Source organism: Pseudomonas sp. UBA6323, assembly GCF_002439135.1.
GTDB lineage: Bacteria > Pseudomonadota > Gammaproteobacteria > Pseudomonadales > Pseudomonadaceae > Aquipseudomonas.
Window position 1 is genome coordinate 20,994 of record NZ_DJSX01000050.1, and the last position, 22,238, is coordinate 43,231.

Consider the following 22,238-nt stretch of genomic DNA (forward strand, 5'->3'; position numbering starts at 1 on the left):
ACAGCACGAAAAAGCAAAACCCCGCGCATCGTCGCGGGGTTTTGCTTTCAGGCAGAGGAAGCCTCCGGACTGCGCGAGGGCAATGCTTTCGAGTCGGCGGCCTCAGGCTGCGGGTCTTCACTGACCGCGTGTTCGAGCAGTGATTCCGGCCAGCGGGCGAAACGCAGCCCGGTAATACGATTGAGCCGCGTCAGCGCCTCTTGCGGATCGCGTCGATGAAGGTGAATCACCCTGTCTTTGCCTGTCATTACTGCATGCGTCCTTAACGCCCCTGCCCTGCTGGCAGTTCGATGGCCATTGCTGTTGCGATTGCCAGAAGCGTGCCAGCCCCCGGCACTGCATTCATTGACGTCCAGTCTGGTGCCAGGGCCACAGCACAGCGGGGCAAGGCCGTTTACTGACGTTTTTTGTCACGTGGTATCGCGACCTCGTCGCCCCGTTCGACATTTTCTCAACAGACTCCGTCAGCCCTTTCCCGGCAACCACTCAGCGAGACTGGTGCCAAATTGCTGCTCGCGCTGCGCCTGCACACGCTCCAATCCCTCACGCAACGCCGGATACCAGGGCTCATCGAGCTGCGCCGGGAGTTGCGACAGGCTCGGCAACGGCCAGGGGCTGCACTCGAGCAGCTTGTAGACGGGGAATGTGTGCAAATCCCGGCACAAGACCCAGCCACCGCCACTGGCTCTGCACGCCAGGTGCTCGCGTTCGAGGAAATCCATCACCTGGCTCCACTCGTCCTCCGGCAGGCGCCAGCCGGCACGTTGCATGTCGCCGTAATGCAGGGCCTCGCCCTTCTGTTGGCGTTTCAGCAAAAGACGCAGCACCACCAGCAGAGTCAAACCTCTTGGAATCGGCTCTCGACGCCAGTCCCTGGGCTGCGACAGGCCGTACACCAACTCGGCGCCCAGCAGCACGATCAGCCAGGACAGATAGATCCACACCAGAAACAGCGGCACCGTGGCGAACGCCCCATAGATCAGGTGGTAACCGGGAAACAATCGTACGTAGAGGCCGAACAGTGCCTTGGCGACTTCGAACAGAATGGCCGTGAACAGACCGCCAAGCAGCGCATGACGCAGCGGCACGCGGGTATTGGGGACTGCCGCGTAAAGCAAGGTGAAGGCGGCGATACTCGAAAACAGCGGAGTGAACGCCAACAGCGTCTTGGCGCCAACCACGGCGTCCGGCCCGGAAATCAGCGATAGAGAGGCGATATAGGTGCTGACCGCGAACCCCGCGCCGAGCAGCAAAGGTCCGAGGCTGAGAATTGCCCAGTAAAGCAGGAAGCTGGACATGCCGCGGCGCGGCTGACGCACCCGCCAGATTACGTTGAAGGTTTTCTCGATGGTCACCAGCATGAGAAACGCGGTAACCGCCAGCAAGCCCACGCCGAACCAGGTCAGTTGCCGCGCCTGCGTGGTGAACTCGCGCAGATATTCCTGCACCGTCTCGCCGGTAGACGGTACGAAATTGTGGAAGATGAAGCCCTGGATATCCTCGCCGACGCCCTGGAACGCTGGAATCGCCGAGAGCATGGCAAAGGTCACGGTCATCATCGGCACCACGGCGAACAGCGTGGTATAGGTCAACGCCGCCGCGTTGCCCGCGCCGCGGTTCTCCACGAAGCGCTTGTAAAGACACAGCCAGAACCCCAGCCAGTCCTTGAGACGAACCTGCATGACCTCTCCTTAGCCCTCAAACCTAAACAGACAGTGCGCCGCGTAAAAAGGTCGCAGCAAAGCGGCTCGCTGGTTTTCGTGCATCCACGCACCAGGCGGTTAGAATAGCCGCCACTTCAAGCCGGATGCGAGCCACCATGACCGACCTGACCCTTTATCACAACCCGCGCTGCTCCAAATCCCGCGGAGCGCTGGAACTGCTCGAAGCCCGCGGCCTGCAACCTGAGGTGGTGCGCTACCTGGAAACCCCACCCAGCGCCAACGAGCTCAAGAGCCTGCTGGGCAAGCTGGGCATCACCGCCCGTGACCTGCTACGCAGCGGCGAGGACGAGTACAAGGCGCTGGGCCTGAGCGATACCAGCCTGAGCGAAGCGCAACTGATCGAAGCCATGGTCGCGCATCCCAAACTGATCGAACGCCCGATCCTGATCGCGGGCGACAAGGCCGTGATCGGTCGCCCGCCGGAGAAGGTGCTGGAGCTGCTGGCATGAGTACGCCTTACATTCTGGTGCTCTACTACAGCCGCCATGGCGCCACTGCGCAGATGGCCAAGCAGGTTGCCCGCGGCGTCGAGATGGCCGGCCTGGAAGCACGTCTGCGCACGGTGCCAGCGGTTTCCAGCGAATGCGAGGCCGTCGCCCCGAGCGTGCCTGAAGACGGCGCCATGTACGCCACCCTGGACGACCTGAAGAGCTGCTCGGGCCTGGCCTTGGGCAGCCCGACCCGTTTCGGCAACATGGCCGCGCCGCTCAAGTACTTCCTCGACGGCACCAGCAACCTGTGGCTCACCGGCGAGCTGGTCGGCAAGCCGGCTGGCGTGTTCACATCTACCGCCAGCCTGCATGGCGGCCAGGAAACCACCCTGCTGTCGATGATGTTGCCACTGCTGCACCACGGCATGTTGCTCTGCGGCCTGCCCTACAGCGAATCGGCTCTGCTCGAAACCCGCGGTGGCGGCACGCCCTATGGCCCCAGCCACCATGCCGGTGGCGACGGCAAACGCGCGCTCGACGAACATGAAGTCGCCCTGTGCCGCGCACTGGGCCAACGCCTGGCACAGATCGCCGGCAAACTGGAGCACTGATCGTGGCCCGAGCCAAAAAGCCTTTGCCCAGCCTCGAATGGCTGGAGCCACGGGTCAAACTCAGCCGAGCGCTGAGCCTGTTCAGCTTCATCGCGCTGCTGACCCTGCTGCTGGTATGGAACCTGGCCTTCGCCGACCTGCATGGTGCCCGCGTCGGCGTGGTACTGGCCATCCAGCTGCTGCCATTGGCCCTGCTGGCGCCCGGCATCGCCATGGGTAATGCGCGCGCTCACGCCTGGGCCTGCTTCGTGGTCAACATCTACTTCATTCAGGGTGTACTCGCCGCCATCGACCCGGCGCGCGCGCTGTTCGGCGCTCTGGAGGCGGTAATCAGCTTCGGCCTGTTCTGCTGCGCCCTGCTCTACACCCGCTGGCGCTTTCAGTACGACCGCAAGAAGGCCGGGGAAGCCTGATGCGCCTGGTGCTGCTGCCTGGCCTCAATGGCAGCAGCGCCCTTTTCTCGCCTCTGCTCGCCGAGCTTGGGGATTTCGACTGCCACACCCTCGAACTGCCCGCTGATGGATCGCAGGACTATGACAGCCTGGCGCAGCCTATAACCGAGCACTGGGCAGCGCGCCCTTCGTGCTGCTGGGCGAATCCTTTTCCGGCCCACTCGCGTTCAGGCTCGCCTTGCGCAAGCCGTCTGGACTGCGCGGCGTCATCTTTGCCGCCTCTTTTCCGACCCGCCCCAACGCAGCCCTGGCGCTGCTCCGGCACCTGCCCATGCCCTTGCGACTCGCGACGCAGCCTTGGCTGCTGCGCGCGATGTGCCTTGGCCAGGACGCGAGCGATCAGACCCGGCACCTGATACAGAAAGAAATCCTTGGCTTGGACAAGACGCTGATACGCGCTCGCCTTCACACGCTGGCGACGCTGCAAGCACCGCAACAGCAGCTCGACCTGCCCGCCCTGCATCTATGGCCGCAGCAGGATCGCCTGGTTGCACACAAGGTGGCCAGGCAGCTGGCGCATGCTTGTAGCGACATCCGCCAGATTCGCCTGGATGGTCCGCACTTCATCCTGCAGACACAGCCGAAGGTCTGCGCGAGGGCAATCGCCGAATTCATGCAGGGACTGTGCGCGAGTTGACCCGTAGCCTGGATAAAATCCGGGAAGAACGGGATTCCCGGATCGTATCCGGACTACGGCAGCTTGAGGCCTGCCGCTCTTGCCTACCAGCCCAGCGTTTCCTTAAGGAAGGGAATGGTCAGCTTGCGCTGAGCCTGCAGCGAGGCCTGGTCGAGACGTTCCAGTAGTTCGAACAGCGCACTCATGCTGCGCTCGCCGCGGGTGAGAATGAAACGGCCGACCTCATCGCTCATCTGCAAGCCCCGACGCGAGGCCCGCAGTTGCAGAGCGCGCAGTTTGTCCTCGTCGGACAGCTCGTGCAGCTGGAAGATCAGCGCCAGGGTCAGGCGCGATTTAAGGTCAGGCAACTGGATCGGCAACTCGCGCGGCGACATGGTGCCAGCCAGCAGCAGACGCCGGCCGCTGTCGCGCAGACGATTGAACAGGTGGAACAGTCCCTCCTCCCAGTCGCTGCGACCCGCCACTGCATCGAGGTCGTCGAGACAGACCAGCTCGCACAACTCCAGATTGTCGAGCAGCTCCGGGCCGTGCTGCACCACCTCACCGAGCGGCAGATAGACCACCGCCTCGCCACGCTGCTCGAAACGCAGGCAGGCCGCCTGCAGCAGATGGCTACGTCCGACACCTTCGGCGCCCCACAGGTAGATCAGGCTCTCCGTCCAGCCGGCATCAGCCTCGCACAGACGCTCGACATAGCCCAGGGCCGCGGCGTTGGCGCCGGGGTAGTAGTTGGCGAAGGTGGCGTCATCGCGCAGACGCACCCCCAAAGGCAGCTGGATAGGTTTCATGCAGGGCTCGGCGGCTCAGCGGAACCGCAGTGGGACTCTCCGTAAAGGCGGGGCAGTTTATATCCTTCACCGCAGGGTGTCACTGACGCACTATTCTCGGTAATTCAATGCGTTAGCTCGTCTTGCCGGACAACGGAGCGGGCGTACGTTACCTGCTCCCACCAATCCGTGGCCTGTCAGCGTTCAGCGGATGGCCGAGTCGACCGCAAAGACCTCCGGCGAACGGTAACGGCGTATCACCTCAGGCAGGGTCTCCCCGTCGCCGGTCTTGCGGATCAGCCAATAGTTGATCGCCGCCATGTCGGTGAGGAACTCCTTGCAACGCTTGCGTGCCTCGGCGATAGCGTCGTAGGAGAACCACAGAACCTGTGCCTCCATGCGCTCAGGGCTGCGGTAGAAGCTGCCGATCACATTGACATGGACACTCTTGAGCAGTTCTTCATGGCCGGCGAAACCACCCTGCTCGATACAGGCCCAATACAGGTCCTCTGAGCCATCGGGGATGAAGGTGTCCACCCAGAGGCGATAATCCGCATCGATGATGATCGACCTCACCATCGAGTGCAGCTGGTCCTGATCCACACTCTCGAGCGGGTTGGACTTGCAGAAAGTGGCGAGTGCGCGAACCTCCCGCAACAATGACTCGGAGCCGCCACCGATGCGGTTGTAGCCCTCCATCAGCTCATTCAGGCTGCTGCGAAACTCGGCAATCTGCGCGCTGCCGCCCTCGATGCTGTCCAGCAAGGGGTAGATCTGATAGTTGTAGGCACAGATGGAGTTGATGAAATCGCCCATGGCGCGCTTGGTGCTCGACATGGACTCGAGCAGTTCGGCGGAACGTTCAGGGTTGGTCCTGAGGCTCTTCTCCAGTCGCTCCAGTCCCGCGCCGACCGAATGCTGCAAAGGGGCAGCGCGCTCGACGATCTCCTTCACGTAAATGCCCGACAACTCGCCCAGCGCAGATTGAAACTCATCGACAGTCACCGCACGAACGGATTCGTCCAGTTGACGGCGCTTGGTCTCGCGGGCTTTCAGGCGCTGGTTCACCATAAAGGTGATCGCCGAAGCCAAAATCGCCAGGCTCGTGGCCACATCCACTCCCAGCTGGACAGTTGAAAACTCCATTTTTTCCTCCCTGGCAATCCGTTTATTTACGTACTCAGCTTGGGTCACATCGATTCAAAGCTGGTACAGCGGTAATTCCGCGAAGCGCTTACAGCCCAATGCCGTCAATCACTCAATCGACGGGTGGCGAACCACCGTACAACCCCGAGAGCCGGTACAGATCATGAGCATGGCGCAGCAAAACCATGATCACCGCCGCCACCGGCAAAGCCAACAGCACGCCGGTGAAGCCGAACAGCTGGCCGCCAGCGAGAATGGCGAAGATCACCGCGACCGGGTGCAGACCGATGCGGTCACCCACCAGCATGGGTGTCAGCACCATGCCTTCGAGCAATTGACCGATCATGAACACCACGCCGATGCCGAGCAGCGGATAGGGATCGAGGCCGAACTGGAACAGCGCCGCGCTCAATGCCGCGCCGATACCGACGATGAACCCCATATAGGGCACGATACTGGCCAGGCCGGCCAGCACGCCGATCAACAGCCCGAGCTCCAACCCCACCAGCATCAGGCCAACGGAATAGATCACGCTCAGCGCCAGCATCACCAGCAACTGGCCGCGCAGGAAGGCGCCGAGCACCTCATGGCATTCGCCGGCCAGCTTGACTACCAACCCCTCGCGTTGACGCGGCAGTAAACCTCGCACGCGCTCGACCAGCACATCCCAGTCACGCATCAGGTAGAAGCTCACCACCGGGATCAACAGCAGATTGCCCAGCCAGGCCAGCAGCGCCAGCCCCGAGGACGTGGCCTGGGCCAGCACCACCTTGAGCACGTCGGTGGTCTTGCCGATGTTGTCAGCGAATACCTGCTTCAGTTGCTCGAGCTGCAACAGGTCATCCTGCAATCCGAGGTGCGATTGCGACCAGGGCAAGGCGGTGCCCTGCAGCCAGTCGAGCATCTCCGGCGCCAGCTGATACAGGCGCACCAACTGCCGCCCGAGCATGGGCACCAGCACCAGCAGAAGAATCAGCAACAGCAGCGCGAACAGGGTGAACACCACAATCACGCCGCCGGTGCGCGACAGGCGATGCCGCTCGAGACGGTCGACCAGCGGATCACCCAGGTAGGCCAGCAGGATGCCCACTAGAAACGGGGAAAGAATCGGGTGCAGCAGATACAGGAGCCAGCCGAGCAGAAACAGCCCAGCCATCCATAGCCAGCGGGTGGAATCGGTCATGCTCGCGTCCTCGATGCGAAACGGCGCCCGAAAGGCGCCGTGAAACAGGGCTGTGTCTAGCGGTGGAAATTCTACCAGCGAAAGCGCAGCTGATCGGTGCGCGGTTTCACCTGAGGCGCCTCGTTTGCGGAGCCCGCCTGCGGATTTTCCACCGGCTCAGCGGCATCGAGCGGTTCGCTGACCTCCTGAAGCTGAGCCAATGCCAGCTGCGCGCGCAGTTGCTCTGGGCTTGCGCTGACCTGATAAACAAGGCGCTGCCCATCGATTTCCTGTAGACGCGCGGCGAACGGCTCGAGGAGGCGCTCCAGCGCCGCAAAACGGCCCAGATCAGCGCCTTCGATCACCAGCGTCAGGCTTTGCGCCGCGCCGGGCTTGACGACAAAACGCGGGGCCAGACGCTCGGCCACCGCCAGCATCACCGCATCGGCCAGCGCGGCCTGATCGGCGCCCTCAGCCTTGCCCTGCTCACGTTCGTCTCCCAGCCACAGGCGCCAGGTCGCCTGCCAGTTGCCGCCGCTTTCGGCCGCCTGTACCGCCAGCAAAGCGTCGGCGCCATAGCGCTCGGACGCTTCGCGCAGCGCCTGCGGATCATTGGCCAGCAAGGCATCGGCACTGCCCAGCGCCTGCTCGCTCAGATCCGCCAGCGGCAAACGCAGTGGCAGGCCACGATGTTGCGCGGCATCGCGCAGCAGTGCCGATGCACCCTGGCTCTCGCCGACCAGTTGACTGCCTTCCGGCGACTCGTTGAGCCACCAGGCGAGAATGGCCGGACGGTTGGCCCCCCACAGGGCCAGCCCCGCCTGGCGTAATTGCCGGTCAGTGCTGGCTGGATCGAACTCGACCAGCAGTGCGTCGCCTTCGTAACCGTACTGGCTGACGATTTGCTGCGGGTCCTTGCGCAGCCCTTCCAGCGCCGAGTTCTGCAGCGCCTTGGTATCGCCGGTCAGGCGCAGCACCAGGGTCTGCAGGGCTTTCTGCATCGCCGCGTCACGGCTTTCCGGTTGCTGGTCCGCTACGGGTTCGCGCACCTGATACAGGCCGGCAACCGGCGCGGCCAATGCCGGCAGGCTCAGGAGCGACACAAGGAAGAACATCAGGCGGACAGACAAACGCATGGGGCGGCTCTCGCGAAGGGATAATGGCGTGCGCAAAGGCCTATACCTTAAACAGCCGCCTCTGCCCCGGCAACCAGAGCCATAGCCTGCGACGAAGCGCATCCACGCGAGTGGCCGCTACCGGGCAAGCCTGATAAAATCGCGCGCCTTCGCCAGCCGGTACGCGCACCGGGCTCCTGAGAGCCTGCGCCACATCGGCGCCTACACGAACTCCCCATCCAAAGGCCCGGATCTATGAGCAAGCAACCCTCCATCAGCTACAAGGACGCAGGCGTCGACATCGATGCCGGTGAAGCCCTGGTCGAGCGCATCAAAGGCGTCGCCAAGCGCACTGCCCGTCCGGAAGTCATGGGTGGCCTGGGCGGCTTCGGCGCCCTGTGCGAGATCCCGGCTGGCTACAAGCAGCCGGTGCTGGTGTCCGGCACCGATGGCGTCGGTACCAAACTGCGCCTGGCGCTGAACCTGAACAAGCACGACAGCATCGGCCAGGACCTGGTCGCCATGTGCGTCAACGATCTGGTGGTCTGCGGCGCCGAGCCGCTGTTCTTCCTCGACTACTACGCGACCGGCAAGCTCAACGTCGACGTGGCCGCCACCGTGGTCACCGGCATCGGCGCCGGTTGCGAGCTGGCCGGCTGCTCCCTGGTCGGTGGTGAAACCGCCGAAATGCCGGGCATGTACGGAGGCGAAGACTACGACCTGGCCGGCTTCTGCGTCGGCGTGGTGGAAAAGAGCGAGATTATCGACGGCTCCAAGGTCGTCACCGGCGATGCGCTGATCGCCCTGCCCTCCTCCGGCCCGCACTCCAATGGCTACTCGCTGATCCGCAAGATCATCGAAGTCTCCGGCGCCGACATCGAGCAGGTGCAACTGGGCGGCAAGGCGCTGACCGACCTGCTGATGGCGCCGACCCGCATTTACGTCAAGCCGCTGCTCAAGCTGATCAAGGACACCGGCGCGGTCAAGGCCATGGCCCACATCACCGGCGGCGGCCTGCTGGACAACATCCCGCGCGTACTGCCGCAAGGCGCTCAGGCGGTGATCGACGTAGCCAGCTGGAATCGCCCGGCCGTGTTCGACTGGCTGCAGGAACAAGGCAACGTCGACGAGCACGAAATGCACCGCGTGCTGAACTGCGGCGTCGGCATGGTCATCTGCGTCGCCCAGGATCAGGTCGATGCAGCCCTGGCCAGCCTGCGCACCAGCGGCGAGCAGCCCTGGGTCATCGGTCAGATCACCGAAGCGGCCGAAGGCGCGGCTCAGGTTCAGCTGAACAACCTGAAAAGCCACTGATGCCCTGTAATGTCGTCGTCCTGATCTCAGGGTCAGGCAGCAACCTGCAAGCGCTGATCGACAGCCTCGGCCACGACGGCAATCCGGCTCGCATCGCCGTGGTCATCTCCAACCGCGCCGATGCCTACGGTCTGCAACGGGCGCAACGGGCCGGCATCGCTACCGAACTGCTTGACCACAAGCAGTTCGACGGCCGCGAAGCCTTCGATGCAGCCCTGATCCTGGCCATCGATGCCCATCAGCCCGATCTGGTGGTGCTGGCCGGCTTCATGCGCATTCTTACGCCGGGCTTCGTTCAGCACTACGCTGGGCGCCTGCTGAACATCCACCCCTCGCTGCTGCCCAGGCACAAGGGTCTGCATACGCACCAGCGAGCGCTGGAGGCTGGCGACAGCGAGCACGGCTGCAGCGTGCACTTCGTCACCGAGGAACTCGATGGTGGCCCCCTGGTCGTACAAGCTGTGCTGCCAGTGACGGCAGACGACACGGCCGAAAGCCTGGCCAGTCGCGTGCATCAGCAGGAACACCAGATCTATCCCCTGGCCGTACGCTGGTTTGCCGAAGGCCGCTTGCGTCTCGGCGCCCAAGGCGCAATGCTGGATGGCCAGCCGCTACCCGCCAGCGGCCACCTGATTCGAACCTAGGAGACTCTATGCGTCGTGCCCTGCTGTTCGCCATGACACTGTTCGCCCTGCCAGCCCTCGCCGAGGACCTGCAGCCTTTCTCCGCCAGCTATACCGCCGACTGGAAGCAGCTGCCGGTAAGCGGCAGCGCCGAGCGCAGCCTCAAGCACGAGGACGACGGTCGCTGGACACTCAATTTCGAGGCCTCGATGCTGGTCGCCGGCCTGACCGAAGAAAGCACCTTCCGCGTCGACAACGGAGCCCTGCTGCCGCTGACCTATCGCCTCAACCGCAGCGGCCTGGGCAAGGGCAAGAAGGTCGAGCAGGACTTCGATTGGGAGCAGAAGCAGGTCATCGGCAACGACCGTGGCGATGCCGTTACCTTTCCCCTCAACCGCGGCCTGCTGGACAAGTCGACCTACCAGATCGCCCTGCAGCAGGACGTTGCAGCCGGCAAGAAGAGCGTGAGCTACCAGGTGGTCGATGGTGACGAAATCGAAACCTACGACTTCCGTGTGCTGGGCGAGGAAGTGGTACGCACCAAAGCCGGCCTGATCGATTCGATCAAGGTCGAGCGTGTGCGTGACCCCACGCAGAGCACCCGCAAGACCGTACTGTGGTTTGCCAAGGATTGGGGCCACCTGCTGGTGCGCCTGCACCAGGTGGAAACCGACGGCAAGGAATACCAGATCATGCTCAAGGAAGGCACCGTCGCCGGCAAGGCCGTGGAAGGCCGCCGCGACTGATCGGCGCACGAACAAAAAAACCGGGCAAATGCCCGGTTTTTTATTGCCCACCATAGGCGCTGATCGGGCAGCGCCTGACAAGTATCAGTCCTGACTCATCGCACCAATCCTGTGAATCGACAGGTCGGCGCCGTTGTACTCCTCTTCCTGACTCAGGCGAATGCCCAGGGAAGTCTTGAGCAGGCCATACACCGCAAAGCCACCGACCAACGCGATCACCACACCCAGCGCCGTGCCGATCACCTGGCTGGCCAGGCTCACGCCACCCAGGCCGCCAAAGGCTTCGAGCCCGAAAATGCCGCAGGCGATACCGCCCCAGACGCCGCATAGGCCATGTAATGGCCACACGCCGAGCACGTCGTCGATCTTCCACTTCACCTGAGTCGCAGTGAAGGCCCAGACGAACAGCGCACCGGCGATGGCGCCCGTGGCCAGTGCGCCGATCGGGTGCATCAGATCCGAACCGGCGCAGATCGCCACTAGGCCGGCGAGCGGGCCGTTGTGCAGGAAGCCAGGATCGTTACGACCGACCGCCAGCGCCGCGACGGTACCGCCGACCATGGCCATCAGCGAGTTGACGGCCACCAGGCCGCTGACGCCTTCGAGCGTCTGCGCGCTCATCACGTTGAAGCCGAACCATCCGATGATCAGGATCCATGATCCCAGCGCCAGAAATGGAATGTTCGACGGTGCCATGGCCACCAGCTTGCCGTCGCGGTAACGACCATTGCGACGACCGAGCAGCAGCACCGCACCGAACGCCAGCCAGCCGCCCATGGCATGCACCACCACCGACCCCGCGAAGTCATGAAAGCCTGCACCGAAGCGCGCTTCGAGCCAGGCCTGCACACCGTAGTTGGCGTTCCAGATCATGCCCTCGAAGAATGGATAGACGAAGGCCACGATCAACACCGTGGCGCATAGCTGCGGGCCGAACTTGGCGCGCTCGGCAATACCGCCGGAGATGATCGCCGGAATCGCGGCGGCGAAGGTCAGCAGAAAGAAGAACTTCACCAGGCCATAGCCATGGTGTTCGGTCAGCACCGCGGCCGGCTCGAGGAAATTGATGCCATAGGCGACCCAGTAACCGATGAAGAAGTACGCCAGCGTGGAAATGGCGAAGTCCGAAAGAATCTTCGACAGCGCATTGACCTGGTTCTTCTGCCGTACCGTACCTACTTCGAGGAAGGCGAAACCGGCATGCATGGCCAGGACCATGATCGCACCCAGCAGGATGAACAGAGTATTGGAGCCGTGAATCAGCGTGGCCACGGCACTATTGATGTTTTCCATCGAAGACGAAAACTCCGGAGGCAGAGGAAAAGGCACCAAACCAAGGCATCTCTCGAAAACTCGCACCACAATGCAGCCAGGCTGCAGGGCGCGCCCCCGAAAGAGTGCCGACAGGCGGCCCTGAAATGGCGCCACCGAAATCGACTGATCGATGCTTATTTCTTTTTAATCAAATGGTTATGCGCGAAACAGACCATCCTGAGCCAAACCCGAAAGGCCCCATTGCAGGGCATCGCTGGCTTTCGCGCACCAGCAAAATGCAATCGCCATACCAAACGCCAAACCGGTCACTCTGCGACTATTCTTGTGGAACCCTGGCGCCGCCGAGCACTCGTAAACCATACATACCCAATGCAGAGGACTGCTCGCCATGCCAAACAAAGCCGCTATTTCAAGCACTAAGGACGCCCTGCTGGATGAATTCCAGGCTCTGGTCAGCGACACCGAGAAGCTCCTGCAACATTCCGCCAGCCTCGCCGGTGAACAGGCCGAAGCCCTGCGCGACGATATTCGCAGCAGCCTGGGCCGCGCCCGGGAAACCCTGCATGACGCCGAGGCCAGCCTGCGTCAGCAGGGCAAGGTCGCCGTCGATGCCACCGAAGAGTACGTCCACAAGCATCCGTGGCAGGCCGTCGGCGTAGCAGCCGCTGTCGGCCTGGTGCTCGGCCTTATGATGAGCCGTCGTTGACAGCGCCCATGTCCAAGGACTCTTCAGCCCGTCGTCTCGGGGCAGCGCTGCTCGGCCTGTTGCAAGGCCACATCGCGCTGATGGCCCATGAACTGGAGGACCAGCGCAACCAGGCACTGCGTGCGCTGCTGCTCGGGGGCCTGTGCTTCAGTTTTGCTCTGCTTCTGTTGTTCGGTTTGTCCGTTCTGTTGCTGGTCATCTTCTGGGACAGCCACCGCCTGGCAGTGGCCATAGGGTTGTGTATGTTCCATGGAGCGGGCCTGCTAGCCTGCGGTACCTGGCTGGTGCAGAGCTTGCGGAACGCTGAAGCGCCTTTCAGCGCGACGCTGGAAGAATTGCAACGAGACAAGGAGCAACTGTTGCCATGACCACTCCCACCATGCCCCCAGGCGCCTCACCGCGCGAAATGCGTAAGGCCGTGCTGCGTATGCGCCTGGAAATGCGCCGCCAGGAGGTTCGCCATGAAGCGTTGCAGCTCACCAGCCCGCTACGCCAGGCTCGTGACTACGGACAACGCTTGCGCCAGGGTACTGCACCATTCTGGCTCGCAGGTGGAGCAGCGACGCTGACCGCGTTGCTGGTTCGCAAGCGGGGCATGCGTAGCTTGTTGCGCCTGGCGCTGCTGGTCATTCCGTTGCTTCGGCACCGTCCCATGAGGTAGCAATTACGGCCACCCTTGCGAGGAGTGGCCGTAATCTTGCTTGGTCGAGCAGTCTGCCGCTTCATGCGGCCAACTGCTCGCAGCTAAGGACATTCAGTGCTCGACGGACAGCCATTCGCCGTCTTCCAACCCTTCATCGACACGGCCACTGGCCGCATAGCTGGCGTTGAAGCGCTGGCCCGGCTGCGTGATAGCAGTGGCCAGGAGCGTTCAGCCGGCCACCTCTTCGCTGACCCTAAAACGCCCACCGCAGCCCTGCGGCGCCTGGACCGCCAAGTCCGCGAAGATGCGCTGCAGCGCTTTGGCGAAGCCCCCAGCGACTGGTTTCTCAGCCTGAACATTTCGCCGCGCTGGATCAGCCTGTTGCGCCCGGCCCAACCCCTTCCCAGTCTGATTCAACTGCAGCGCAGCCGTATCGACCCAGCGCGCATCGTCTTCGAAATAACCGAACTGGGTGGCGCCCGACAGCGGCTGCCCGACGTGGTCGCGCGCTACCGTGAAGCCGGCGCGCGTATCGCCATCGACGACTTCGGTGCCGGCTACTCGCAGCTCGACCGCGTACTGGCCTTGCAGCCGGACATCCTCAAGCTGGACATGCGCCTGTTTCAGGAAGCGGCGCGTGGCGGCCCCAGCGGCGAGGTGGTCAAGGCCCTGGCGCAGATGGCGGAGAAGACCGGCTGCTGGATCATCGCCGAAGGGGTGGAGACCGAAGCCGAGCTGAACTTCGCCCTGGAGTGCGGCGCACGCTATGTGCAGGGTTTTCTCTTCGCCAAGCCCGAGCGGGAGCTGTTCGCCAGCGATGCCTTCGTCGGCCGTTTCGCACGTTTGCGCGACAGCTACGTGCAGCAGAAACTTGCCGAGCGTGCGCGTCTGCTCAACCTGCGCCAGCAGTTGACCGAACTGATGGCCGAGCTGCGGGCCTGGGCCGAAAGCGGTGCTGCGGCGAGCAGCCTGCGCGCACCGAATAACTATCCCTGGCTGCTGCGCACCTATCAGTGCGACCGCCATGGCACCCAGCTGACGCCGAACCTGGAATGGCGCCAGCACGCCTGGCAGGCAGATGACCGCTACCTCGGCCACAACTGGTCGTGGCGCCCCTACTTCTATCAACTGCTGGCCGAAGGCTGGGAGGAACGGCGCCTGACCCTGTCCACCACCTACCGCGACGCCACCACCAACCAGTACTGCCTGACGGCTGGCCAGTTCATCGACAACGGTCGTCGCCTGCTGTTGGTGGACATCGACGCCGCCGGCCTGTAGCCAACCCGGGGTTGCAGGCAGCGGCACGAACAACCAAGCTAGGGGCCCGGATCAACCTGGCGAGGATCGGCCTTGGATTGGCACACCCTGCTCACCCGCGAACGTCTCGGCAAACCCGCGCCCGGCTCGGCAGAGCTCGGACGCAGCCCCTTTCACAAGGATCATGACCGCATCATCTTCTCCGGTGCCTTCCGCCGCCTGGGGCGCAAGACGCAGGTGCATCCGGTTTCCAGCAACGACCATATCCATACCCGCCTGACCCACTCGCTGGAAGTCAGCTGTGTCGGCCGCTCCCTGGCCATGCGCGTCGGCGAGATGCTGCGTGACGAACTGCCCCAGTGGTGCACGCCCAGCGATCTGGGCATGGTCGTGCAGTCGGCCTGTCTGGCTCACGACATCGGCAACCCACCGTTCGGCCATTCCGGCGAAGACGCCATCCGCCACTGGTTTCAGCAGGCCGCCGGGCGTGGCTGGCTGGATGCGATAAGCGATGCCGAGCGCTGCGACTTTCTCAATTTCGAAGGCAACGCCCAGGGCTTTCGCGTGCTCACCCAGCTCGAATACCACCAGTTCGACGGCGGCACACGGCTGACCTACGCGACCCTCGGCACTTACCTCAAGTACCCCTGGACGGCGCGCCATGCCGACGCTCAGGGCTACAAGAAACACAAGTTCGGCTGCTACCAGAGCGAGTTGCCGCTGCTCGAACAAATCGCCGCCAAGCTCGAATTGCCGCAGCTCGAGGCCCAACGCTGGGCGCGCCATCCACTGGTCTATCTAATGGAGGCGGCGGACGACATCTGCTACGGCCTGATCGACCTGGAAGACGGCGTGGAGATGGAGCTGCTCGACTACACCGAAGTCGAGGCGCTGCTGCTCGATCTGGTCGGCGACGATCTGCCGGAAACCTATCGCCAGCTCGGCCCACGGGACTCGCGCCGGCGCAAACTGGCGATCCTGCGCGGCAAGGCCATCGAGCACCTGACCAACGCCGCGGCCAGTGCCTTCGTCGAGCAGCAGCAGGCAATGCTCAACGGCAGCCTGCAGGGCGATCTGGTCGAACACATGCACGGCGCGGCCAAGCGCTGCGTGCAGAGCGCGAAGTCACTGGCCCGGGAGAAGATTTTCCACGACAAGCGCAAGACGCTGCACGAGATCGGCGCCTACACCACGCTGGAAATCCTCCTCAATGCCTTCTGCGGCGCGGCGCTGGAACAGCACAGCGGACGCGCGCTGTCATTCAAGCATCGGCGCATCCTCGACCTCCTCAGCTATTACGCGCCTGAACCGGGCTGGCCGCTGTATCGCTCGTTCATGCGGGTGATTGACTTCATCGCCGGCATGACAGACAGCTACGCTACGGAAATGGCCAGGGAAATGACCGGCCGTTCGAGCCCGGTCTGACGAAAAGCGCACATGAAGAACCTGATTCGCAACAGCTTCACCTGGCATGCCGGGCCACCGGCCTGGGGCCCGGCCGTGGTGGCCGGACTGGGCTGTGCACTGCCGCTGCTGCTCGGTCTGTTCACCGCTCATAGTGGGTTTCTCTGGGCCTCGGCCGGAGCCTTCCAGGCCGCGCAGGCCAATCCGCTGCACCGCTTCGGCATGTTGCGCATGCTGCTGCTCACCGGGCTCGGCGCCTGCAGCGCCGGCCTGGGCTTCTGGGCCGGCAGTCACCCGCTGGTCAGCGTGGGCATTTTCGCCGCCTTTGGCCTGCTGCTGGCCTGGCTGCAGCGCTTCGGCAGCGAGGCCGGCAAGCTGGGCATCGGCTTGTGCATCTGTGTCTGCCTCGGCCAAGGGCAGTTCGGCATCGGCAACCTGCATAATCCCTACGCGGTGGCCATGCTGTTCACCCTCGGCGGGTTGTGGGTGATGTTGCTGGCCTTCGGCCTGCGCGGCCTCCATGGCCTGCGCATGTGGCCATACATGCCGCGTTTTCTCGCCGTTCTCAAGGTACTCAAGCGCCACGCGCAGCGCCTGCCACGCCAGCAATGGCGCCTGCATGCGCTGGCCTGCATGCTGGCTTTCGCCGCCTCCGGGCTGATCGTCAATCTGGCCGGCCTGTCGCGTGGTTACTGGCTGACGCTGACCGTCATCAGCACGCTGCAGCTGGAGTTCCAGGGCAGCCTGGTACGCGCGCTGCAGGCCAGCCTTGCCAGTCTCGCCGCCGCCGGCCTGCTGATCCTCTTCGGTCACAGTCTGCAAAGCCCGCCAATGATGGTGATGACGCTGCTGGTACTGGTGATCCTCAGCCGCGCGTTGAAAGCCAATCACTACGGTTTGTTCGTGCTGCAGACCAGCCTGTGCTTCGTGCTCCTGGCGGAAAGCCTGTCGCAGGACTGGCACCTGGCCGAGGTGCGCCTGCTCAACGCGCTGATCGGTGTCGCCCTGACTCTGACCGTGGCCCTTCTGGTGCATGGCCTGCGCCTGCAACTGAACAAAACGGGCAAGAGCGAGGACGCCTCACAACAGCCCTTATAACGTTTAGGCAGATTCGCTCACTCTTCACTATGCTGTGGAAGCCTGCAGCGCCCGCAAGGAGTGAAGTGCGATGCTCAATACCGCCGTTGCGCGGGAACGCCGTTTCCCTCTGCACGTTCATATCAGTGTTCTGTTCACGCTTCTGCTGCTGTTCACCGGTGTCGTGCTGGGGTTGTTCAATTACCAGCAGACCAGCCGGCTGATTTTCTCCAGCAGCTCGACACTCTTCGAGCGCATCCAGCACGACGTGCAGCGCGATCTGGACAACACCTATCGCCCCATCCGCCACCTGCTCAGCCTGCTGGCGCTGCACCCGGCCGCCCAAGCGGAAACACTCGATGAACGCCTGGAAATGCTGCCGCTGTTCGTCCAGGCACTACGCGACAATCCCAAGCTGGCCTCGATCTATCTCGGCTACGAGGACGGCGACTTCTTCATGGTCAGGCCACTGCGCAGCGAGGCGCTCAAGCAACTCTTCGACGCACCTGAAAACGCCGCCTATCAGGTCTGGACCATCGACCGCAGCAGCGCCGGAACCGAGAGCAACTATCTGTTCTACGACGGCTCGCTGAACCCGCTCAGCCGCCGCCAGAAGCTCAGCGAACCCTACGATCCGCGACAGCGCGAGTGGTTCAAGCGCGCCCGCGGCGACGGCGGGCAGATCACCACCGCGCCCTACCTGTTCTTTTCCAGCCAGGAAATCGGCACCACCCTGGCCAGGCGCAGCGGGCTGACCACCGTACTCGGTGCCGACCTCACGCTCGACGATCTCTCCGCCACGCTGGCCACTCACCGTGTCACGCCCAACAGCCAGGTGGTGCTCGCCGACACCGACGGCAACGCGGTGGCCTACCCGGAGAGCAACCGCCTGCTCAAGGAGGTCGAGGGCAAGGTATCGCTGGTCAAGGTCAGTGAACTCGACCCGGCACTGGGTGAATTGCTGTCCGGCCACCTCAACGAACAGGACGAGGGCATTGTCGAACTGGCCAGACAACGCTGGGCAATGGCCCACCGGCACATTCAGGAAGGCGGCCCGCAGGGCCTGCATCTGGCGCTGCTGGTGCCCGAGCAGGAGCTGTTGGCCGAGGCCTATCGCATCCGCTGGCAGGGCGCGTTGATCACTTTGACCACGCTGCTGCTGTGCCTGCCGCTGGGCTGGCTGACCTCGCGTCTGGTGGCCAAACCCCTGCGCAGCCTGGTGCAGGAAGCGCAGGCCATCCGCCGCTTCGACTTCAGCCACCCGGCCAGTGGCCGCTCGCCGATTCTCGAAGTCGACCAACTGGCGGTGTCGATGGGCAGCATGAAAGACACCCTGTCGAGCTTCCTCGACATCGCCGCCAGCCTTTCCGCGGAAACCCATTTCGACATGCTGATCAAACGGGTGATGGACGCCACCGTTTCCATCAGCGATGCGCAGGGCGGGCTGCTCTATCTGCTCGACAATGACAACGATAGACTGGAGCCCCAGGGACTGGTGATCGACGGTCAGAGCCGCAGCCTCGCCGAGCTGGGCATCCATGCACTGGCCCACGCAGATCCGACGCTACCCGCCTGGCTGCAACGCCCGGCCAGCGGCGGCGAAAGCGTTGCCACCTCCATCGGCTTCGATCAGGCGGGCGAATTTCAAGGACTGCTCTCGGCCATGGACAGCCCGCGCCTGCACTTGATCGCCGCCGGCCTGCACAACCGCCAGGGTGACACGGTCGGCGTACTGGTGCTGTTGCAACGCGATAGCGGCGAGAACAGCGAAAGCATGCTCAGCCGGGACCGGGTGGCCTTCGTCGACGCAGTCTCCGGCAGCGCCGCCCTGTGCATCGAGAGCCAGCGTCTGCTGGCCCGGCAGAAGCAACTGCTCGATGCCTTCATCCAGCTGATCGCCGGCGCCATCGATGCCAAGAGTCCCTACACCGGCGGCCACTGCCAGCGCGTGCCGGAAATCACCCTGATGCTGGCGCGCGCCGTAGCCGCGAGCGACGCACCCGAATTTCGTGACTACAACCCCAGCGACGAGGAATGGGAAGCACTGCATATCGCCGCCTGGCTGCATGACTGCGGCAAGGTCACCACCCCCGAATACGTGGTCGACAAGGCAACCAAGCTGGAAACCCTGTACGACCGTATTCACGAGGTGCGCATGCGCTTCGAGGTGCTCAAGCGCGATGCCTGGGTCGCCTACTGGCGTGGCCGCGCCGAAGGCGGAGACGACACCGCGCTGGCGGCCCTGCGCGACCAGCTGCTGAGCGATCTGGACGACGAATTCGCCTTCATCGCGCGCATCAACCTGGGTGGCGAGGCCATGGCCGATGCCGACCAGGCACGTCTCGGGCAGATCGCCGAAAGACGCTGGCTGCGCACTTTGGACAACCGCCTGGGCGTTTCCTGGGAAGAGGCCAAACGCCTGGAGCGCACGGCGACCGACGAACTGCCGGTGGAAGAGGCGCTACTGGCCGACCGCCTCGATCATCTGATCGAGCGGCCGGCTCAGGAGCTGATCGCGCCGGACAACCGCTGGGGCTTCAAGCTGGAGGTACCGCCCTACAAGTTCAACCGTGGCGAGTTGCACAACCTGAGCATCGCCCGCGGCACGCTGACGGCCGAGGAACGCTACATCATCAACCATCACATCGTGCAGACCATTCTGATGCTCGACCGCCTGCCTTTTCCCAGGCACCTGCAGAGCGTCACCGAGATCGCCGGCGGGCATCACGAAAAGATGGACGGCAGCGGCTATCCCAAGCGCCTGACGCGCGAGCAGATGAGCCTGCCGGCGAGGATGATGGCGATCGCCGATATCTTCGAAGCGCTAACCGCGGTGGATCGCCCGTACAAGAAGGGCAAGACGCTGTCGGAAGCGCTGAACATCATGGTAGGCATGTGCAAGGGGGCGCACATCGACCCGCAGCTGTTCGCTCTGTTCGTCCGTAGCGGCATCCATCGACGCTACGCCGAACGCTTCATGCGGCCCGAGCAGATCGATGAGGTAGACGAGCAGGCACTGCTGGAAAAGGCAGGCATTGTGTAGGAGCGGTTTTATTCGCGAATAAAGCGGAACGCCGCCCGTCCGCTCCTACAAGACCATGACCTGGATTGGCCGAACGCCGATCAAGCCTGGTTGATCGGGTTCTCCGGATACCAGACGTCCAACAGCGGACTGATTTCGTAGTTCTCCAGCTCGTCGCGGCCCTTGAGCCAGGCCTCGACGGCAGCGCGCTGCTCCTCGTTGACCGAGCCACGCTTGGCCAGGCAGACCAGACCGTAGTCTTCGCCACCGACGTAGTCCAGACCATTGCCGGCGATGGCCTGATCGAGGAACTGATCGACGAAGTCGTCGAGAGTCTGGTCGCTCAGGTCGGCCTTGAAGTTCAGGGTCAGCTCGAAGCCCAGCTCCTGGAATTCATCGACACAGAGCTTCTTGCGCAGACGGCGGGAACGGTTGGTCGCCATGAAACAATCCTCAAAGGTGATAACGCGCGGCACTCTAGCATTTTCGCCGGCCAAGCGCCCGTCTTGTGTTGCCTGGCACACCCGGGCACAGGTTGAACACCAGCTGTTTGCCGCGACGGTTTTAAACGGCTGGGGCCAACTAAGGATCGGCTCTTGCGGCATAATGCCGGCAACTTTTCCCCGAGCCGGACGGTCGTTTGTCTGTCTCCCTCGTTGCTCCCGCCTGATTGCGGAAGGTTCCTGTCGATGATTCAGCGGTTTCGCCAACTGGCGCTGAGCGCCGTAATTCTCCCCCTCGCCCTCTCCTGCCATGCCGCCAGCGCCGCACTGCCTGCCAAGGTGGAACAGGCGCTGAAGGCCAACAAAATTTCCAACAACTCGCTGTCGGTGATGACCGTGCCGCTCGGCGGACAGACCGGCGGCCTGCAATTCAACGCCGATGTCTCGGTCAACCCGGCATCGACCATGAAGCTGGTGACCACCTATGCGGCACTCGAACTGCTGGGCCCAAACCATCAGTGGAAGACCGAGTTCTATGTCGACGGCCCACTGAAGGACGGCGTACTGCATGGCAACCTCTACCTGAAAGGTGGCGGCGACCCGAAACTGAACATGGAAAAACTCTGGCTGCTGCTGCGTGACCTGCGCATCAACGGCGTGCGCCAGGTCCAGGGCGATCTGGTGCTGGATCGCAGTTTCTTCGTCGCACCGCAGTTGCCCGCCTTCAACGACGACGGTGGCGACGCCAACAAACCCTTCCTGGTCAAACCCGACTCGCTGCTGGTCAACCTCAAGGCGCAACGTTTCATCACCCGTGCCGAAGACGGCAAGGTGAGCATCGCCATGGACCCGCCCATCGCCTCGGTGCGTATCGACAATCAGGTCCGCCTGCTCAAGGCAGCCAAGTGCCCATCCTGGCCGGACATTCGTTACAACGCAGTGGAAGAGTTCGACGGCACCACCCTGATCGTCAGCGGCCAGCTCGCCGAAGGCTGCAGCGCGCAGACCTACCTGTCGCTGCTCGATCACCCCAGCTACGCAGCGGGTGCGGTACGCGGCATCTGGCAGGAACTGGGCGGCAAGATTCTCGGCAAGGACCGCCAGGGCCCTGTGCCGGACAAGGCCCGTATGCTGGTTCGCGCCTTCTCGCCCGATGTGGTGGAGATCGTCCGCGACATCAACAAGTACAGTAACAACACCATGGCCCGGCAGCTGTTCCTCAGCATCGGGGCGCAGTTCCGTACCGAAGCCGACCAGGACGACTCCATGGCCGCGCAGCGGGTGATTCGCAGCTGGCTGGCACGCAAGGGCATCACCGCACCGCATCTAGTGATGGAGAATGGCTCCGGCCTGTCGCGCGCCGAGCGCATCAGTGCACGGGAGATGGCGCTGATTCTCCAGGCTGCCTGGCGCAGCCCGTACGCCGCCGAGTTCCGCAGCTCGATGCCGCTGGTGGCGATGGACGGCACCATGCGCAGGCGTCTGCAACGCACACCGCTGGTGGGCGAGGCGCACATCAAGACCGGCACGTTGAACAACGTGCGCGCCATCGCCGGCTACAGTCGCGACAGCAATGGCCAGGACTGGGCCGTGGTCGCCATCCTCAATGACCCCAAGCCCTGGGGCGCCACCTCGATTCTCGATCAGGTGCTGCTGGAAACCTACAAGCAGCCCAAGCGCTGA

General features: G+C 63.4%; 23 protein-coding genes. 15 read left to right on the top strand and 8 right to left on the bottom strand.

Features of this window, described 5'->3' with window-relative positions; all coding sequences use genetic code 11:
* Positions 1–47 precede the first annotated feature (47 nt).
* Both B3P22_RS11550 and B3P22_RS11555 read right to left on the bottom strand, forming a co-directional pair.
* Positions 48–248, bottom strand: a complete 201-nt coding sequence (locus B3P22_RS11550) for a hypothetical protein (RefSeq protein WP_197857892.1) — start codon at positions 246–248, stop codon at positions 48–50.
* A gap of 216 nt (positions 249–464) precedes the next feature.
* Positions 465–1,682 (bottom strand): YihY family inner membrane protein, encoded by a 1,218-nt coding sequence (locus B3P22_RS11555; protein ID WP_296271061.1) that lies wholly within the window; start codon positions 1,680–1,682, stop codon positions 465–467.
* 137 nt (positions 1,683–1,819) lie between these two features.
* On the opposite strand from B3P22_RS11555, the gene arsC reads away from it, so the two are divergent.
* From arsC to B3P22_RS11575, 4 genes are all read left to right on the top strand, one after another.
* Entirely contained in the window at positions 1,820–2,173 is a 354-nt protein-coding gene (gene arsC / locus B3P22_RS11560) for an arsenate reductase (glutaredoxin) (protein WP_296271062.1), read from the top strand.
* Complete coding sequence (wrbA, locus tag B3P22_RS11565) at positions 2,170–2,766, top strand: NAD(P)H:quinone oxidoreductase (protein WP_275547294.1); 597 nt, start codon at positions 2,170–2,172, stop codon at positions 2,764–2,766. Before arsC ends, wrbA begins: the two co-directional genes overlap by 4 nt.
* A gap of 2 nt (positions 2,767–2,768) precedes the next feature.
* A complete protein-coding gene (locus tag B3P22_RS11570) occupies positions 2,769–3,179 on the top strand; it encodes a DUF2069 domain-containing protein (RefSeq protein ID WP_013716364.1) in 411 nt (136 codons plus the stop codon).
* Between the two features lie 169 nt (positions 3,180–3,348).
* Entirely contained in the window at positions 3,349–3,855 is a 507-nt protein-coding gene (locus B3P22_RS11575) for an alpha/beta fold hydrolase (RefSeq protein ID WP_296271063.1), read from the top strand.
* 83 nt (positions 3,856–3,938) lie between these two features.
* On the opposite strand, the gene hda is transcribed toward B3P22_RS11575, so the two are convergent.
* The 4 genes from hda to B3P22_RS11595 all read right to left on the bottom strand — a co-directional run bounded on the left by hda (position 3,939) and on the right by B3P22_RS11595 (position 8,066).
* Positions 3,939–4,643: a DnaA regulatory inactivator Hda gene (gene hda / locus B3P22_RS11580; RefSeq protein WP_197857887.1), complete on the bottom strand. Its 705-nt coding sequence runs from the start codon at positions 4,641–4,643 to the stop codon at positions 3,939–3,941.
* A 183-nt stretch (positions 4,644–4,826) separates the two neighbouring features.
* Entirely contained in the window at positions 4,827–5,816 is a 990-nt protein-coding gene (locus tag B3P22_RS11585) for a hypothetical protein (RefSeq protein ID WP_296271064.1), read from the bottom strand.
* A 64-nt stretch (positions 5,817–5,880) separates the two neighbouring features.
* On the bottom strand, positions 5,881–6,951 hold the full coding sequence (locus tag B3P22_RS11590; RefSeq protein ID WP_296271065.1) for an AI-2E family transporter: 1,071 nt from the start codon (positions 6,949–6,951) through the stop codon (positions 5,881–5,883).
* 71 nt (positions 6,952–7,022) lie between these two features.
* Positions 7,023–8,066 carry a DUF2066 domain-containing protein gene (locus B3P22_RS11595; protein ID WP_296271066.1) on the bottom strand — a complete coding sequence of 348 codons (1,044 nt, stop codon included), beginning with the start codon at positions 8,064–8,066 and terminating at the stop codon, positions 7,023–7,025.
* A 234-nt stretch (positions 8,067–8,300) separates the two neighbouring features.
* Here B3P22_RS11595 and purM point away from each other — a divergent pair, with 234 nt between their 5' ends.
* Genes purM through B3P22_RS11610 form a run of 3 tightly spaced genes read left to right on the top strand, consistent with a single transcriptional unit; the run spans position 8,301 to position 10,728 of the window.
* Positions 8,301–9,359, top strand: coding sequence for a phosphoribosylformylglycinamidine cyclo-ligase (gene purM, locus B3P22_RS11600; RefSeq protein WP_296271067.1), 1,059 nt, complete (start codon positions 8,301–8,303; stop codon positions 9,357–9,359).
* A complete protein-coding gene (gene purN / locus B3P22_RS11605) occupies positions 9,359–10,003 on the top strand; it encodes a phosphoribosylglycinamide formyltransferase (protein WP_296271068.1) in 645 nt (214 codons plus the stop codon). Before purM ends, purN begins: the two co-directional genes overlap by 1 nt.
* Before the next feature lie 8 nt (positions 10,004–10,011).
* Positions 10,012–10,728 (top strand): DUF3108 domain-containing protein, encoded by a 717-nt coding sequence (locus B3P22_RS11610; protein WP_197857881.1) that lies wholly within the window; start codon positions 10,012–10,014, stop codon positions 10,726–10,728.
* A gap of 84 nt (positions 10,729–10,812) precedes the next feature.
* Here B3P22_RS11610 and B3P22_RS11615 read toward each other — a convergent pair whose 3' ends face one another.
* Entirely contained in the window at positions 10,813–12,021 is a 1,209-nt protein-coding gene (locus B3P22_RS11615; RefSeq protein ID WP_197857880.1) for an ammonium transporter, read from the bottom strand.
* Positions 12,022–12,391: 370 nt separating this feature from the next.
* On the opposite strand from B3P22_RS11615, the gene B3P22_RS11620 reads away from it, so the two are divergent.
* From B3P22_RS11620 to B3P22_RS11650, 7 genes are all read left to right on the top strand, one after another.
* The gene (locus B3P22_RS11620) at positions 12,392–12,709 is read left to right on the top strand and encodes a DUF883 family protein (protein ID WP_197857879.1); all 318 of its coding nucleotides are present in this window, start codon (positions 12,392–12,394) and stop codon (positions 12,707–12,709) included.
* A gap of 8 nt (positions 12,710–12,717) precedes the next feature.
* On the top strand, positions 12,718–13,077 hold the full coding sequence (locus B3P22_RS11625) for a phage holin family protein (RefSeq protein ID WP_197857878.1): 360 nt from the start codon (positions 12,718–12,720) through the stop codon (positions 13,075–13,077).
* Complete coding sequence (locus tag B3P22_RS11630; RefSeq protein WP_197857877.1) at positions 13,074–13,370, top strand: hypothetical protein; 297 nt, start codon at positions 13,074–13,076, stop codon at positions 13,368–13,370. The genes B3P22_RS11625 and B3P22_RS11630 overlap by 4 nt, the downstream gene beginning before the upstream one ends.
* Positions 13,371–13,466: 96 nt before the next feature.
* Positions 13,467–14,630 carry an EAL domain-containing protein gene (locus tag B3P22_RS11635; RefSeq protein ID WP_296271069.1) on the top strand — a complete coding sequence of 388 codons (1,164 nt, stop codon included), beginning with the start codon at positions 13,467–13,469 and terminating at the stop codon, positions 14,628–14,630.
* A gap of 72 nt (positions 14,631–14,702) precedes the next feature.
* Positions 14,703–16,034, top strand: a complete 1,332-nt coding sequence (locus B3P22_RS11640) for a deoxyguanosinetriphosphate triphosphohydrolase (protein WP_296271070.1) — start codon at positions 14,703–14,705, stop codon at positions 16,032–16,034.
* 12 nt (positions 16,035–16,046) lie between these two features.
* A complete protein-coding gene (locus B3P22_RS11645) occupies positions 16,047–17,111 on the top strand; it encodes an FUSC family protein (RefSeq protein ID WP_296271071.1) in 1,065 nt (354 codons plus the stop codon).
* A 70-nt stretch (positions 17,112–17,181) separates the two neighbouring features.
* Positions 17,182–20,133, top strand: coding sequence for an HD domain-containing phosphohydrolase (locus B3P22_RS11650; RefSeq protein WP_296271072.1), 2,952 nt, complete (start codon positions 17,182–17,184; stop codon positions 20,131–20,133).
* An 80-nt stretch (positions 20,134–20,213) separates the two neighbouring features.
* Here the strand turns inward: B3P22_RS11650 and B3P22_RS11655 are convergent, their stop codons facing one another.
* Positions 20,214–20,555: a YggL family protein gene (locus B3P22_RS11655; RefSeq protein ID WP_197857872.1), complete on the bottom strand. Its 342-nt coding sequence runs from the start codon at positions 20,553–20,555 to the stop codon at positions 20,214–20,216.
* Between the two features lie 246 nt (positions 20,556–20,801).
* Here B3P22_RS11655 and dacB point away from each other — a divergent pair, with 246 nt between their 5' ends.
* Positions 20,802–22,238: a D-alanyl-D-alanine carboxypeptidase/D-alanyl-D-alanine endopeptidase gene (gene dacB, locus B3P22_RS11660; RefSeq protein ID WP_296271073.1), complete on the top strand. Its 1,437-nt coding sequence runs from the start codon at positions 20,802–20,804 to the stop codon at positions 22,236–22,238.

Excerpts from the sequence above, each read along its gene's own strand:
- B3P22_RS11550 (WP_197857892.1), bottom strand. The coding sequence starts at position 248 with ATGACAGGCAAAGACAGGGTGATTCACCTTCATCGACGCGATCCGCAA.
- B3P22_RS11555 (WP_296271061.1), bottom strand. The coding sequence starts at position 1,682 with ATGCAGGTTCGTCTCAAGGACTGGCTGGGGTTCTGGCTGTGTCTTTAC.
- arsC (WP_296271062.1), top strand. The coding sequence starts at position 1,820 with ATGACCGACCTGACCCTTTATCACAACCCGCGCTGCTCCAAATCCCGC.
- wrbA (WP_275547294.1), top strand. The coding sequence starts at position 2,170 with ATGAGTACGCCTTACATTCTGGTGCTCTACTACAGCCGCCATGGCGCC.
- hda (WP_197857887.1), bottom strand. The coding sequence starts at position 4,643 with ATGAAACCTATCCAGCTGCCTTTGGGGGTGCGTCTGCGCGATGACGCC.
- B3P22_RS11590 (WP_296271065.1), bottom strand. The coding sequence starts at position 6,951 with ATGACCGATTCCACCCGCTGGCTATGGATGGCTGGGCTGTTTCTGCTC.
- B3P22_RS11595 (WP_296271066.1), bottom strand. The coding sequence starts at position 8,066 with ATGCGTTTGTCTGTCCGCCTGATGTTCTTCCTTGTGTCGCTCCTGAGC.
- purM (WP_296271067.1), top strand. The coding sequence starts at position 8,301 with ATGAGCAAGCAACCCTCCATCAGCTACAAGGACGCAGGCGTCGACATC.
- purN (WP_296271068.1), top strand. The coding sequence starts at position 9,359 with ATGCCCTGTAATGTCGTCGTCCTGATCTCAGGGTCAGGCAGCAACCTG.
- B3P22_RS11610 (WP_197857881.1), top strand. The coding sequence starts at position 10,012 with ATGCGTCGTGCCCTGCTGTTCGCCATGACACTGTTCGCCCTGCCAGCC.
- B3P22_RS11615 (WP_197857880.1), bottom strand. The coding sequence starts at position 12,021 with ATGGAAAACATCAATAGTGCCGTGGCCACGCTGATTCACGGCTCCAAT.
- B3P22_RS11620 (WP_197857879.1), top strand. The coding sequence starts at position 12,392 with ATGCCAAACAAAGCCGCTATTTCAAGCACTAAGGACGCCCTGCTGGAT.
- B3P22_RS11625 (WP_197857878.1), top strand. The coding sequence starts at position 12,718 with ATGTCCAAGGACTCTTCAGCCCGTCGTCTCGGGGCAGCGCTGCTCGGC.
- B3P22_RS11630 (WP_197857877.1), top strand. The coding sequence starts at position 13,074 with ATGACCACTCCCACCATGCCCCCAGGCGCCTCACCGCGCGAAATGCGT.
- B3P22_RS11645 (WP_296271071.1), top strand. The coding sequence starts at position 16,047 with ATGAAGAACCTGATTCGCAACAGCTTCACCTGGCATGCCGGGCCACCG.
- B3P22_RS11650 (WP_296271072.1), top strand. The coding sequence starts at position 17,182 with ATGCTCAATACCGCCGTTGCGCGGGAACGCCGTTTCCCTCTGCACGTT.
- B3P22_RS11655 (WP_197857872.1), bottom strand. The coding sequence starts at position 20,555 with ATGGCGACCAACCGTTCCCGCCGTCTGCGCAAGAAGCTCTGTGTCGAT.
- dacB (WP_296271073.1), top strand. The coding sequence starts at position 20,802 with ATGATTCAGCGGTTTCGCCAACTGGCGCTGAGCGCCGTAATTCTCCCC.